Consider the following 14,503-nt stretch of genomic DNA (forward strand, 5'->3'; position numbering starts at 1 on the left):
ATGGGAGCCGATCATGACTACCAATACGCCAGTGGCCTCGCTGCGCATCACCGCGCCCGAGGCATGCGAGACCTATGACACCCGGGAGCTGCAGCGCCTCGACAGCGCGCACTTCCTGCACCCCTTCACCGACCACGCCGCGCTGAGGGAACGCGGCGCGCGCGTGATCGTGCGCGCCGAGGACGTCTACCTGTGGGATTCGGACGGCAAGAAGATCATCGACGGCATGGCCGGCCTGTGGTGCGTGAATGCCGGCTATGGCCGCGCCAGCATCGCCGACGCGGTGCACGCCCAGATGCTGCAGCTGCCTTTCTATAACAGCTTCTTCAACACCACCAACGTGCCCGCCGTGAAACTGGCGGCGCTGCTGGCGCGCATCGCACCGCAGCCCTTCCAGCACGTGTTCTTCACCGGCAGCGGCTCGGAAGCGAACGACACCATCGTGCGCATGGTGCGGCGCTACTGGCAGCTAGCCGGCAAGCCCGATCGCGAGGTCATCATCAGCCGCCGCAACGCCTACCACGGCTCTACCCTCGCCGGGGCCTCGCTGGGCGGCATGGCCGGCATGCACGCCCAGGGCGGACTGCCGATTCCCGGCATCGTCCACATCGGGCAGCCGAACTACGCCGAGGGCGGGCGCGGCATGAGCGAGGCCGAGTTCGGCCTGGCGGCCGCCGGCTGGCTGGAGGAGAAAATCCTGGAAGTGGGTCCCGACAAGGTGGCGGCCTTCATCGGCGAACCGGTGCAGGGCGCGGGCGGCGTCATCATCCCGCCTTCGACCTACTGGCCCGAGATCCAGCGCATCTGCGACAAGTACGACATCCTGCTGGTGTCGGACGAAGTGATCTGCGGCTTCGGCCGCCTGGGCACCTGGTTCGGCTGCGAGCTGATGGGCTTCCAGCCCGACCTGATCGCCTTCGCCAAGGGCGTGACCTCGGGCTACGTACCGCTGGGCGGGGTGCTGGTGGGCGGGCGCGTGGCGCATGTGCTGATCGAGAAGGGCGGCGACTTCAACCACGGCTTCACCTATTCCGGCCACCCGGCGGCCTGCGCGGCGGCGCTGGAAAACATCCGCATCATCGAGGCCGAAGGGCTGGTGGAGCGCGTGGCGCTGGAGACCGGGCCGCACTTGAAGTCGCGCTTTGCTTCGCTGGCGATGCATCCGCTGGTGGGCCATGCCGAAACCTGCGGCATGACGGCGGGGCTGAACCTGGTGCGCCGCAAGGGGCCCACGGTGCATGACTGCGAAGCCTTCCCTGCGGCTCACGCGGTGGGGATGCTGTGCCGGAAGCACATGTTCGACAACGGGGTGATCATGCGCGCGGTCGGCGACCGCATGATCGTGGCGCCGCCGCTGTCGATGACGACCGTGCAGATCGACGAGATGGTGGAGCGGATCGGGTATTGCCTGGATTTGACGCTGGAGGAGGTGGTGGGGCGGGGGTGGATGGAGTAGCTGGTGGTTTGCAGCGAACTTGGGTCCCGGCCTGCGCCGGGACGACGGTTTTTTGGCAAACAGTAGAAGCGTTGCCGTCAGCCCGCTACCCTTGAACCGTCATGCGCGCCACTGGCGCCCATGACTCCCGGCGAAGGCCGGGATCCAATTCCGCAGACTAGTGTGAACTCAAGCGCTCGCCACGATATGCTTGGTCGGTTCCCCACCATTCCGGAAAAACTGCGGCGCCAGCGAGCCCACGAACATGCCCGCGAAGGCCGCCAGCAGCCCTGCCAGCTGCCCCGGGAAATGCTCGCCCCAGGTAGTCACGCCCTCGAAGAACAGCAGCCACACGATGATGCCCGCGCCGATCGACAGGATCGCGCCCTGGGTGGTGGCGCGCTTCCAGTACAGGCCCATCACCAGCGGCACGAAGGCCCCGACCAGGGTCACCTGGTAGGCGCTCGACACCAGCTCGTAGATCGAGGTGCCTTCCATCGCGATCGCATACGCCAGCACCAGGGCCGCGAAGATCACGATGGTGATGCGCATGGCCAGCAGGTTCTGCTTGTCGCTCATGCCCGGACGCAGGTTCTTGAGGATGTTCTCGACGAAGCTGGTCGACGGCGCCAGCAGGGTGGCCGACGAGGTGCTCTTGATCGCCGACAGCAGGGCGCCGAAGAACAGGATCTGCATCACCAGGGGCATCTTGGTCATGATGAAGGTCGGCAGCAGGCGCTGGTAGTCGTTCTGGGCGATCTCCATCGCCGAGTTGCCCATCACCACCACGGCCGCGGCGACGATGAACATCGGCACGAAGGCGAACAGGATGTAGCTGGCGCCGCCGATCACGGCGCCGGTGCGCGCGGTCGGCGCGTCCTTGGCCGACATCACGCGCTGGAACACGTCCTGCTGCGGGATCGAGCCGAACATCATGGTGACGGCCGCGCCCACGAAGAAGGCGATGTCGGTGAAGCTCGGCTCCGGCAGCACGCGCCACAGGTCGGCCTGCTGGGCCATCGCGAACACCTTGTCCGAACCGCCGGCCAGGTCGGCCGCGAAGAAGGCGATGATGGTCATGCCCACCACCAGCACGATCATCTGGACGAAGTCGGTGATCGCCACCGCCAGGAAGCCGCCCACCACCACGTAGATCAGCACCGCCAGGGTACCGATCAGCATGCCCATGGCCGGCGACATCGCGCCATTGGTCAGCACCGTGAACACCAGGCCCAGCGCGGTGATCTGCGCCGCCACCCAGCCCAGGTAGCTCAGGATGATCGCCACCGAGCAGAAGATCTCGATGCCCTTGCCGTAGCGCTGGCGGTAGTAGTCGCCGATGGTCAGCAGATTCAGCTTGTACAGTTTCGACGCGAAGAACAGGCCGACCAGGATCAAGCACATGCCGGCGCCGAAGGGGTCTTCGATGATGGCGTTCAGGCCGCCCTGCACGAACTTGGCCGGCACGCCCATCACGGTCTCGGCGCCGAACCAGGTCGCGAAGGTGGTCGTGATCACCATGACCAGCGGCAGGCTGCGGCCGGCCACCGCGAAGTCGGCGGTATTCTTGATCCGCGTACCCGCCCACATCCCGAGCCCCAGCGTGCCGAGCAGGTAAAGCGCGACGAAAACGATCAAAGTGGTATTCATGCGGTGGGATTCCGGAAGAAGAAAGTTATCGGGCGGAAAATCCGCGATTATAAATGCAGAATCCGGCAGTTGGATCAACTTTGCTAGGATTCGGCATCGAGTGTTGCTCAACAGTGAAGGAAACTGGCATGTCCACGACAAACTGGCATGAACGGGCCGCGCAGCTGGCCATCGACGGCCGCGCATTCATTGACGGATTCCGGGTCGAAGCCCGCTCCGGCGCGCGTTTCGACTGCATCTCTCCGGTCGACGGCCGCAAGCTGGCCGAGGTCGCGCGCTGCGAGGCAGCGGACGCCGACGCCGCCGTCGCCAGCGCCCGCGCCGCCTTCGAGGACGGCCGCTGGGCCGGCATGGCGCCCGCCGCCCGCAAGCGCGTGCTGATCCGCTTTGCCGACCTGATGCTGGAGCACCGCGACGAGCTGGCGCTGCTGGAAACCCTCGACATGGGCAAGCCGATCCGCTACAGCCTGAGCGTGGACGTGCAGCTGGCGCAGAACTGCATCCGCTGGTACGGCGAGGCGATCGACAAGATCTACGACCAGGTGGCGCCCACCGGCGCGGACAGCCTGGCCCTGATCACGCGCGAGCCGGTCGGCGTGGTCGCGGCCATCATTCCCTGGAACTACCCGATGCTGATGGCGGCCTGGAAGATCGGCCCGGCGCTCGCCGCCGGCAACAGCCTGGTCCTCAAGCCGTCCGAGAAAGCCCCCTTGACGTCCCTGCGCCTGGCCGAACTGGCGCTCGAGGCCGGCGTGCCGCCCGGCGTGTTCAATGTGCTGCCCGGCTATGGGGGCGAGGCGGGCAGCGCGCTGGGCCTGCACATGGACGTGGACTGCATCGCCTTCACCGGCTCGACCCGCACCGGCAAGCAGATCGTCCAGATGGCGGGGCAGTCGAACCTGAAGCGTGCCTGGACGGAACTGGGCGGCAAGTCGGCCAATATCGTCTGCGCCGACTGCCCCGACCTGGATGCCGCGGTGGAAAGCGCGATCGGCTCGATCTATTTCAACCAGGGCGAAAGCTGCAATGCGCCCTCGCGCTTGTTCGTCGAAGCGTCGATCAAGGACGCCTTCCTGGAAAAAGCGCTCGCGCTGCTTCCACGCCATGCGCCGGGCGATCCGCTGCACGAAGACACGGTGATGGGCGCCATCGTCGACCCGGTCCAGATGAAGACGGTGCTCGGCTACATCGAGGACGGCAAGCGCGAGGGCGCACGCCTGCTCGCGGGCGGCAACGCGGCGCGCCAGGACAGCGGCGGCCTGTACGTCGAGCCGACCCTGTTCGACGGCGTCGACGCCGGCATGCGCATCGCGCGCGAAGAGATCTTCGGGCCGGTGCTGTCGGTGCTGTCCTTTACCGACCTGGATGAAGCGGTGCGGCAGGCGAATGCCACGCCCTACGGCCTGGCCGCCGCCGTGTGGACCGCGGACATGAGCAAGGCGATCCGCACCTCACGCGCGCTGCGCGCCGGGACGGTGCACGTCAACCAGTACGACAACGACGACATCACCGTGCCCTTCGGCGGCTACAAGCAGTCGGGCAATGGGCGCGACAAGTCGCTGCATGCCTTCGACAAGTACACGGAGCTGAAGACGACCTGGATCCGGGTCGGCTGAGCCGAAGTATTGCCTGTTGAAAATACCGTTTTCCTGTTGAGTCTGTTTTCGTTCACACAATTGAAGAGTTGTTTGCTTATGTAGAAGTTTTCGAAATAAACTCTATTGGCACACATGCATAGGTGTGGGCGCATATAAGGTCCCTAGCCCCTTCAGCGGGCACATCATAAAGCAGTCAATCGGAGAACACGCATGGCACACCAGCACACTCGCGTTTCGAAACTCAGTATCTGCCTGACCTCCCTGGTCGCCGCCGGCGTCCTCGGCAGCGCGCAGGCCGCGCCACCCGACACTACCCGTGTCATCGTGGCCTTCAAGCCCGGTTCGGCCGCAAAGATGAAATCCGCCGTCGCTGCCGCGAAGGGCGCAGTCAAGCACGAGATCTTCGGCATGAATGCCATGGCCATCGAAGTCCCGGCCACTGCCCTGAAAGGCCTGGAGAATAACCCGAACGTCGAGTACATCGAAGAAGACGTGCTGCGCCAACCCTTCGCCCTGACTTCGCCATCCGCCGGGACCCAGTATGCGAGGGGCCAGCTGATCCCCTACGGTATCGAGTTGGTGCAGGCCGACCAGCTGTCGGACAGCGCCGCCGCCAACCGCATGGTCTGCATCATCGACTCCGGCTACGACCGCAACCACGAAGACCTGGCGGGAAACAGCGTGACCGGCGAATACGATGCCGGCACCGGCAACTGGTACACCGACGAGAACCACCATGGCACCCACGTCGCCGGCACGATTGCCGCCATCAACAACAGCAACACCGGCGTGGTTGGCGTGGCCGCCAACAAGAAGCTCAAGCTGCACATCGTGAAGGTGTTCGGCAAGGATGGTTGGGCCTATTCCTCGACCCTGGCCTCGGCCGCCAACAAGTGCGGCAAAGCCGGCGCCAACGTGATCAGCATGTCGCTGGGCGGCGCGCGCAAGAGCACCACCGAGCAGCAGGCCTTCGACAAGCTGCAGGCCGAGGGCAGGTTGAGCATCGCGGCCGCGGGCAACGACGGCAACCGCATCGTTTCCTACCCGGCCGGCTACGCGAGCGTGGTCATGGTCGGTGCGCTCGACGAGAAGACGCAGTGGGCCAGCTTCTCGCAGTACAACAACAAGGTCGAGCTATCGGCGCCGGGCGTCAGCGTGCTGTCGACCGTGCCGATGGGCGGCGGCATCGAAGGCGCGGTGACCGTGGGCGGCGTGCCGTATGCCGCCGGTGCGATGGAAGGCTCGCCGGTCAAGAGCGCGACCGCGGCGCTGGCCGACTTCGGCATCGGCGACACGGTCAACAGCGCCGTTGCAGGCAAGGTCTGCCTGATCCAGCGCGGCAGCATCGACTTCGCCACCAAGGTCACGAACTGCCAGACCAGCGGCGGCGTCGGCGCCATCGTGTACAACAACGTGGCTGGCGGTTTCGGCGGCACCCTGGGCACCACCGTGACGAATATTCCCTCGGTGACTGCAAGCGACACCGACGGCGCGGCGATGAAGGCGCAGATCGGCCAGAGCGCCACCGTGAGCGTGAAGGCGACCAACTACGCCTATTACGACGGCACCTCGATGGCGACGCCGCACGTGTCGGCCGTCGCCGCCCTGGTGTGGAGCTACTTCCCGACCTGCAGCGGCGCGCAGATCCGTGCCTCGCTGAACAACAGCGCCCTTGACCTGGGCCCGGCCGGCCGCGACGTCAAGTACGGCTACGGCATGGTGCAGGCGAAAGCCGCCTACGACCGCATCAAGTCTATGGGCTGCGGCAACTAGTCTTCGCAGCTTCGCATGCAAGGGCGCTGCGGCGCCCTTTTTCATGCGCGCTGCGCGGCAGGCTGCTCGTGTATCCTTGGCCGTCATGAAAAAGTTCAAGCTGCGCGCGCCGGTCACCATCGCCACCATCCTGAGCCTGCTGGTGCTGGGCATCGCGCTGAGCGTACTGGCGCGCGGCATCCGGAACCAGTCCGAGTCCTGGCAATGGGTGGTGCATACGCGCGAGGTGCTGGAGCACGTGCAGGCCACCCTGACGCTGGCCAGCGAAGCGGAAGCCGCGCAGCGCGGCTTCCTGTTGACCGGCAACGAACGATTCGTCGACAGCTACCGCCAGGCCCGCGGCGATGTGCTGCCCGAGCTTGCACGGCTGCGCGAACTGACCCGGGACAATCCCCGGCAGCAGGCGGCCCTGCGTCCCTTCGAGGAAACGGTGCGGATGCGTATCGACCTGCTCGAGCGCGTCATGCAGATGGTGCGCGCCGGCAGGGAGCCCGACCTGGCGCTGCTGGAATCCGGACGGGTGCTCAAGCAAAAGATCCTGGCGCATGCGGAGGTGATCCGCACACAGGAGCGGCGCCTGCTGCAGGAGCGCCAGCAGCGCGTCGACAGCGGGCGCCGCGAACTGATCGCGGCCTTCGCCACCACCGCGGCGGTGGCGGCCTTCCTGGTCGTCCTGTTGTGGGTGGTGTCCTCGCGCGACGCGGCGCGCCTGCTGGCCGAGCGTGCCCGGCTCGACGCGACGCTGCGCAGTATCGGCGATGGCGTGATCGCGACCGACCTGCAAGGTACGGTCAGCCTGATGAACCGGGTGGCGGAGGAACTGACCGGCATCTCCGAACCGCGCGGCGTCGGCATGCGGCTCGACCAGGTGCTGCGCTTTCGCGAGCGCAGCAGCGGCCAGCCGGTCGCACTCGACGACGCCATCCACGACCGCGGCGAGCGGGCCGTCCTGGCCTCGAATGGCGGCGGCGAACATGCCATCGAGCTGAGCGCCGCGCCCATCGCACCGAACGGCGCCGGTGCCACGGGCACGGTGCTGGTGTTCCGCGACGTTACCGAGCGCAATGCACGCGCACGTGCCCTGGCCGAGTCGGAGCGCAAGCTGATCGAGGCCAACCAGATGCTCGAGCAGCGTGTCGAGGAAAGGACGGAACAGATCGCGGAAGCCAATGCCGAGCTGCGCGCCTTCGCCCACACCGTGGCGCACGACCTGCGCGCGCCGCTGCGCAACGTGGAGGGCTTCGCCACCGCGCTGATCGAGGACGAGGCGGAGCGCATGTCCGAGGATGGCAGGCTGTTCGCGAATCGCATCGTGGCCGCCGTGGTGCGCATGGACCGCCTGATCACCGACCTGCTGGCCTACAGCCGCCTGTCGCGCGCCGAATTGCGCCTGGAGCGCGTCGACCTCGGCATCGTCATGAAGACTGTCCTGCGCGACCTCGAGGCCCAACTCGGCGACAGCGGCGCGCGACTCGACATCGCCCAGCCCTTGCCGGCGGTGCGGGGCAATGCGACCATCCTGGTGCAGGTCATCGCCAACCTGGTGTCGAACGCCGTCAAGTTCGTGGACAAGGGCGTGGTCCCGCACATCGGCGTCAGTGCCGCGCGTGACGGGATGGCGGTGCGGCTGCTGATCGCCGATAATGGCATCGGTATCGCGCCGGAACACCGCGAGCACGTGTTCGGCGTGTTCGAGCGCCTCCATGGCCACGAACGCTATCCCGGCACCGGAATCGGCCTGGCGATCGTCAAGAAAGGCCTCGAGCGCATGGACGGGACCGTACGGATCATGGCGCGGGAGGGCGGCGGCAGCATCTTCGAACTGAGCATGCCGGCTGCCGACTGAGGACAAGGGAGAGAGACATGGAAAGCATGAGCCACGAGGATGACATGGCAGGCCTGCCGGTCATCCTGCTGGTGGAGGACAATCCCGACGATGTGCTGCTGGCGCGGCGCGCCGTGAAGAAGGCCGCCCTGCCGGTCTCGATGCAGGTCGTGGAAGACGGCGACAAGGCCGTCGCCTACCTCGACGGCAGCGGGCAGTTCGGCGATCGCGAGCGCTCGCCGCTGCCGGCGCTGATCCTGCTCGACCTGAAGCTGCCCAAGCGCTCCGGCCTGGAAGTATTGCGCTGGGTGCGCAGCCAGCCGGCGCTGGACACCACGCCGGTGGTGGTGCTGACCTCGTCGAGCGAAGACGAAGACATCCAGAAAGCCTATACGCTGGGCGCCAATTCCTACCTGCAGAAACCGGTGGCCTTCAACGGCCTGGTCCAGCTGCTCGGCATGCTCGACCTGTACTGGCTGAGGAACAACCTGAGCGTTCCGCCGGCCCCGGCCCCGGCGCCGCATTGAACAAGCATCGATGACACTGAACATACTCCTGCTCGACGATAATCCGGACGACCGCGCCCTGGCGCGGCGCGAGCTGGAACGCAACCTGCCGGGCTGCGACATCGCCGAGGTGGGCGACCGTGCCGCCTGGGAGCGCGAACTGCAGGCCGGCCTGCGGGTCGACATCGTCATCACCGATTTCCAGATGCGCTGGATCACCGGCCTGGACATCCTCAAGCAGGTCAAGGCTTTCGACGCGCAGATGCCGGTCATCATGTTCACCGCCACCGGCACCCAGGAAATCGCGGTCGAGGCGATGAAACTCGGGCTCGACGACTACGTCATCAAGAGCCCGCGCCACTACGCACGCCTGCCGGTGGGGGTGCGTACCTGCCTCGACCGCAAGGAGATCCGAGCGCGCGCGATGCGTTCGGAAACCCGCCTGGCCGCCCTGCTGGAAAACATCCACCTCGGCGTGTTCCGCATGTCGCTCGAGGGCAGTCTGGAAGAGGCCAACCGCGCCTTCTGGACCATGCTCGGGGGCGACCCCAGCGCCCCGGACTCCTTGCGCCATCCGCTGCTCGACCAGGTGAGGAGCCGCCTGCCGCAGCTGCGGACGGCCTTCGATACCGCCGAACTGCAGGCCGACCTGCAGGCCGAAGTTGGCGCGAGCGACGAGCACGGGCGCTTTTACGTCGTCAAGCTGGTGCGGGTCAGGGTCAACGGCCACGAGGCCATCGATGGCATCGTCGAAGACGCCACCTCGCTGCGCCGGGCCGGTGCCGAGATCCACCGCCTGAATGCGGAACTCGAGCAGCGCATCGTCGAACGCACCCGGCAGCTGCAGGAAGCCAACGAGGCGCTCGAGACCTTCGGCTTCTCGGTCTCGCACGACCTGCGCGAGCCGCTGCGCACCATCCAGGGCTATGCCGCGGCGCTGCGCCAGGACCTGTCGGCGCGCGACTTCAGCAACTTCGAGCAGTACGTCGACCGCATCAACGCCATTGCCCGCCGCATCGACCTGATGGTGTCGGACCTGCTCGAGTTCGCGCGCCTGTCGCGCGCCGAGATCAGCACCGACAGCCTGCCGCTGCTCGACCTGGTGCAGGAGGCGCGCGCCTCCTTGCAGTGCGAACCGGCCTTCCAGGCGGCCGACATCCAGGTCGATATGCCCCAGGACCTGATGGTGCGGGCGCACCGGCCGATCCTGGTGCAGGCCCTGACCAACCTGCTCGGCAACGCCGTCAAGTTCGTCCGTCCCGACACCCATGCCGCGGTGCAGTTCGTGGCGCGCGCGCGCGGGCGCACGGTGCGGATCGAGGTGCAGGACAACGGCATCGGCATGGCCGATGAAGCCAGGGCGCGCGTGTTCAACGTGTTCGAGCGCCTGCATGGCGAGGAGGAATACCCGGGCACCGGCATCGGCCTGGCGATCGTCAAGAAAGGGGTGGAGCGCATGAACGGCAGCGTGGGTGTCGAAGCGGCGCCCGGCATCGGGTCGAACTTCTGGATCGAGCTGCCCGGTGCCTGAGCAATTCGCCAACGAGGGACCGCTGCGGGTCCTGCTCATCGACGACAATCCCGACGACCGGGCGCTGGTCGAGCGCGAGCTGCGGCTGCGCATCGAGCAGGTCGCGGTGCGCCACATCAGTGATGCCGCCATGCTGGCCGAAGCGCTGGACGGCGGCGGTTTCGATGTCGCGGTCACCGACTACCGGCTGCGTTGGACGGTCGGCACCGAGGTGCTGCGCGAGATCAAGCGGCGCTATCCGCAGGTGCCGGTCATCATGTTCACCGGCAGCGGCAACGAGGAAGTCGCCGTCGACGCCATGAAGGAGGGCCTGGACGACTACATCACCAAGACGCCCAAGCATTACCCGCGCGTTCCCTTCGCCGTCATCGGCTGCTTCGAACGGGTGCACAACCGCGCCAGGCTGCAGGAATCGCTGGCGCGCGAGTCGCTCGCCAAGGCCCGCCTCGAGATCGCCCTGCAATCGGCCGGCATGGCGACCTGGCAGGTCGACATCGGCAGCGGGCAGCTGAGCTGCTCGGACGATGTCGGGCCGATGTTCGGCCAGCCGCGCGGATTCGTCCATGCCAGCCCGGCGCAGGCGCTGGAACAGGTGCATCCCGAGGACCGTGCAGGACTGCTCGCGGTCTGGCACGCCGCCCTCGAAGACGATGGCCGTGTCGCCGCCGAGTTCCGCGTGCTGGGCGCCGACGGCCAGCTGCGCTGGCTCGCCGGCAGCGGCAAGCTGCTGCGCAAGCACGACGGCGAGACCTCCCTCGTCATCGGCACCCTGCGCGACGTGACGGCCGAGGTAGGGGACAAGGAGCACCAGCGCAAGCAGCAGGAAGAGCTGCAAACCATCCTTGACGTGCTGCCGGTCGGCATCGCCATCAGCCACGATGCCGAAGCGCGGCACATCAGCATCACGCCCTATTTTTCCGCGCTGCTCGGCGTCGACCACGGCAGCGACTACGACCGGATCGGCACCAACGAACGCCCCTATCGCTACCTGCGCGGCGGCGAAGTCCTCGCGCCGGACGACTGGCCAATGCGGGTCGCGGCGCGGCTCGGCAGGCCGGTGCGTGGCGAAGAACTCGACGTGCAGTTCGACGATGGCCGTGCACTCACCATCCTGGTGAGTGCGGCGCCGCTGTTCGACACGGAAGGACGGGTACGTGGGGCGGTCGCGGCCATCATGGATGTCAGCGCGCTCAAGAACGTCCAGCGCGAGCTGGAGAAGGCGAACCGGCAGAAGAGCGAGTTCCTGTCGGTGCTGGCGCACGAATTGCGCAACCCGATGGCCGCCATCGGCTACTCGGTCGAGATGCTGCGCCATGTGGCTTCCCCCGCCACCATCGGCAAGGCGCGCGACGTCATCAGCCGTCAGACCCGTCACATGGGGCGCCTGCTCGACGACCTGCTCGACCTGAGCCGCATCACCCTCAACCGGATCGAACTCGAGACCCGTCCGGTCGACCTGCGGCGCACCATCGAACTGGCCTATGAAAGCACGCGTGCGCTGATCGAATCGCTTGGCCACGACATCCGTTTCGATTTGCCGGCGGCACCCATCATGGTGCCGGGCGACGAGGTAAGGCTGACCCAGATCATCAGCAACGTCCTGAACAACGCCGCCAAGTTCACCCCGGCGCATGGCGCGATCACGGTTCGCGCCGTCAGCGCAGAGGGGCGCGCCGTCGTCACCGTCAGCGACAACGGCGCCGGCATTGCACCGGACCAGCTGGAATCCGTGTTCGACATGTTCTCCCAGGGGCAGTCGAAGGTCAGCGGCGGGCCGGAAGGCCTCGGCATCGGCCTGGCGGTGGTGCGCAAGCTGGTCGACCTGCACGGCGGCACGGTGCGGGCCTTCAGCGAAGGCGGCGGGCAGGGCACGACGGTCCGGATCGAGCTGCCGTGCATGGATTCCGGCACTGCCGAAGAGCAGGCGCCGGCCAGCGCCGCCCCGGCGTCCGACACGCATGTGCGGCTGCTGGTGGCCGATGACAACGTCGACGCCGCCGACCTGCTGGGCGAGGTGCTGCGCATGGAGGGGTATGCGGTCCAGGTGGCCTACGATGGCAGGGAAGCCATGCAGATGGCGGAGCAATGGCGGCCGGACGCGCTGGTGCTCGACATCGGCATGCCGCACGCGAACGGCATCGAGGTGGCGCGCTGGGTGCGGGCACAGGACTGGGGCCGGAGTGTGGCGCTGGTCGCGGTGACCGGCTGGGGCCAGCAGCAGGACCGCAGCGCAACGCTGGAGGCGGGATTCGACGATCACCTGGTCAAGCCGGTCAGCCCGCAGGACGTGGCGGCGGCCGTCAGCCGGCACCTGGGCAGATAGTACCTAGATCGCCATGTCGCGCAGGACCTTCGAGGCGTCGCGGTTGGCCCCCAGCACGGTTCCGTCGCGCATGTGGATCTGCAGCTGCGACTGGTCATCCGCCCGCATCGATTCCACGAAGTCGAGGTTGACCAGGGCCGAGCGGTGGATGCGCACGAAGCGCGCCGGGTCGAGCTGGGCCTCGAGCTCCGAGATGCCGATCCGGACCAGGAAGCTCTGGCCGCGCGCCGTGATCACCGTGTATTTCGAATCCGACTTCATGTACTCGATGTCGGCGGCCGCCAGCGGGAAGATGCGCCCGCGGTCGCGCACCAGGATGCGTTCCAGCCGCGCCGGCACCGCGTGCGCCCGTGCCAGGACCTGGCCGAGTGATTCACGTTCATGTCCCGGTCCCTCCAGCAGCCGCGCCACCGCGGCGGCGAAGCGCGCCTGCGTGAAGGGCTTGAGCAGGTAGTCCACCGCATTCAGCTCGAAGGCCGTCACCGCGTACTGGTCGTAGGCCGTGGTGAACACGATCCTGGGCAGGTAGTCGAGCCGGCGCAGCACCTCCAGGCCGGTCATCTCAGGCATCTGGATGTCCATGAACACGACCTCGGGACGCAGGCGTCCGATTTGGGCCAGGGCGCTGGCGCCGTCCGCCGCTTCGCCCACCAGGCGCAGGGACGGATGCCTGTAGATGGCGTCGCGCAGCACGTCGCGCGCCAGCGGCTCGTCTTCGGCAAAAAAGGCGGTTCTCATGCTCATGCGTAGCTCTCCTCGCGGATGGCGGGAATGGTGACGGACACGCTGAAGCCGGCCCCGGGCGCGCTGCGCACGCCCAGGGCGGCGCGGCCGCCGTAGTCCAGCTGCAGGCGCCGCTCGACGGTGCGCAGGCCCAGGCCGGGCGAGGCGGCCATCTGCGCCGGATCGGCGCCGGGGCCGGTGTCGCGCACCGTCATGGTCAGTTCGCCGGTCGCGGGATCGCGCCGGGTGCGGATGTGCAGGATGCCCGGCCGGCTGTGCGGATTGAAGGCGTGCTTGATGCTGTTCTCGACCAGCGGCTGCAGCGACAGGGCGGGCAGCGGATGGTCGCCCGCATCCTCGTCGAGGTCCCACTCGACATGCAGGCGCTCGCCCAGGCGCAGCTGTTCCAGTTCCAGGTAGTCGCGCACGAAGCCGAGTTCGGCGTCGAGGGTCACGCGGTCGCTGCCGCCACGTTCCGTGTCGAGCACGTAGCGCAGCATGTCCGAGAACTGGAACAGCGCGGTCTCGGCGGCCGCCGGGTTGCGCTGGGTGAGCGCGATGATCGAGTGCAGGGTGTTGAACAGGAAGTGAGGATTGAGCTTGTTGCGCAGCGCGCTCAGTTCCGAGGCGATCACCAGGTTCTGGGCCTCCTTCATCGCCAGCGCCTGGCGGTGCGCGGCGTCGCGGGCGCGGATCAGGTGGAAGATGCCGGCCCCCAGCAGGTAGGTCATGACGTGGTAGAGCAGGGGCCAGACGTACCAGCTGATCGGCTTGGCGGAGTTGAACAGCAGCCAGAAGGGTGTCTGCGAGACCACGGAGAACGCGAAGCCCGCCACGATGTGGGTGCCGATGACGGTGGACGGGCGGTAGGCGCGGCGGCCGAGGAAGCCGGTCAGCGGCCAGGCCAGCGCCAGCAGCAGGGCGGAGGGCAGCAGGCTGGCCAGGGTCAGCATCCAGCGGGCCGCATCGAAGCGGCCGGCCGCCAGGATGTCCAGCTGGTCGGCGGAGGACAGGAAAATCCCGTACACCAGCCAGGCCCCGATGTAGATGCGCCACATCAGGCCCTGTCCGGTCGGTTTGGAAGGCGTTGTATTCATGTCTGCAGTATCGCCCTAGATGAGGCGGTGCGGGAGCACCGT

10 protein-coding genes are annotated in these 14,503 nt (G+C 67.2%); 7 read left to right on the forward strand and 3 right to left on the reverse strand.

The window, feature by feature from the left end; translation table 11 throughout:
- Positions 1-13 precede the first annotated feature (13 nt).
- The gene (locus ACSQ25_RS02035) at positions 14-1,456 is read left to right on the forward strand and encodes an aspartate aminotransferase family protein (RefSeq protein WP_436104046.1); all 1,443 of its coding nucleotides are present in this window, start codon (positions 14-16) and stop codon (positions 1,454-1,456) included.
- A gap of 168 nt (positions 1,457-1,624) precedes the next feature.
- Here ACSQ25_RS02035 and ACSQ25_RS02040 read toward each other — a convergent pair whose 3' ends face one another.
- Positions 1,625-3,085 carry a sodium:solute symporter family protein gene (locus ACSQ25_RS02040; protein WP_436104047.1) on the reverse strand — a complete coding sequence of 487 codons (1,461 nt, stop codon included), beginning with the start codon at positions 3,083-3,085 and terminating at the stop codon, positions 1,625-1,627.
- Between the two features lie 128 nt (positions 3,086-3,213).
- Between ACSQ25_RS02040 and ACSQ25_RS02045 the strand changes: the two genes are divergently transcribed.
- The 6 genes from ACSQ25_RS02045 to ACSQ25_RS02070 all read left to right on the forward strand — a co-directional run bounded on the left by ACSQ25_RS02045 (position 3,214) and on the right by ACSQ25_RS02070 (position 12,641).
- A complete protein-coding gene (locus tag ACSQ25_RS02045; protein ID WP_436104048.1) occupies positions 3,214-4,701 on the forward strand; it encodes an aldehyde dehydrogenase in 1,488 nt (495 codons plus the stop codon).
- Positions 4,702-4,893: 192 nt separating this feature from the next.
- On the forward strand, positions 4,894-6,456 hold the full coding sequence (locus tag ACSQ25_RS02050) for a S8 family serine peptidase (protein WP_436104049.1): 1,563 nt from the start codon (positions 4,894-4,896) through the stop codon (positions 6,454-6,456).
- A gap of 85 nt (positions 6,457-6,541) precedes the next feature.
- A complete protein-coding gene (locus ACSQ25_RS02055) occupies positions 6,542-8,302 on the forward strand; it encodes a sensor histidine kinase (RefSeq protein WP_436104050.1) in 1,761 nt (586 codons plus the stop codon).
- A gap of 17 nt (positions 8,303-8,319) precedes the next feature.
- Complete coding sequence (locus ACSQ25_RS02060) at positions 8,320-8,808, forward strand: response regulator (protein ID WP_436104051.1); 489 nt, start codon at positions 8,320-8,322, stop codon at positions 8,806-8,808.
- 10 nt (positions 8,809-8,818) lie between these two features.
- On the forward strand, positions 8,819-10,318 hold the full coding sequence (locus tag ACSQ25_RS02065; RefSeq protein WP_436104052.1) for a sensor histidine kinase: 1,500 nt from the start codon (positions 8,819-8,821) through the stop codon (positions 10,316-10,318).
- Positions 10,311-12,641: a response regulator gene (locus ACSQ25_RS02070; RefSeq protein WP_436104053.1), complete on the forward strand. Its 2,331-nt coding sequence runs from the start codon at positions 10,311-10,313 to the stop codon at positions 12,639-12,641. Before ACSQ25_RS02065 ends, ACSQ25_RS02070 begins: the two co-directional genes overlap by 8 nt.
- 3 nt (positions 12,642-12,644) lie before the next feature.
- On the opposite strand, the gene ACSQ25_RS02075 is transcribed toward ACSQ25_RS02070, so the two are convergent.
- Together ACSQ25_RS02075 and ACSQ25_RS02080 are read right to left on the reverse strand one after the other, a co-directional pair.
- Positions 12,645-13,385, reverse strand: a complete 741-nt coding sequence (locus ACSQ25_RS02075) for a LytR/AlgR family response regulator transcription factor (protein WP_436104054.1) — start codon at positions 13,383-13,385, stop codon at positions 12,645-12,647.
- Positions 13,382-14,461, reverse strand: coding sequence for a sensor histidine kinase (locus ACSQ25_RS02080; RefSeq protein WP_436104055.1), 1,080 nt, complete (start codon positions 14,459-14,461; stop codon positions 13,382-13,384). Before ACSQ25_RS02080 ends, ACSQ25_RS02075 begins: the two co-directional genes overlap by 4 nt.
- Between the last annotated feature and the right edge of the window lie 42 nt (positions 14,462-14,503).

Origin of the sequence: Massilia sp. LjRoot122 (assembly GCF_964252725.1) — a bacterium.
Classification (GTDB): Bacteria; Pseudomonadota; Gammaproteobacteria; order Burkholderiales; family Burkholderiaceae_D; genus Telluria.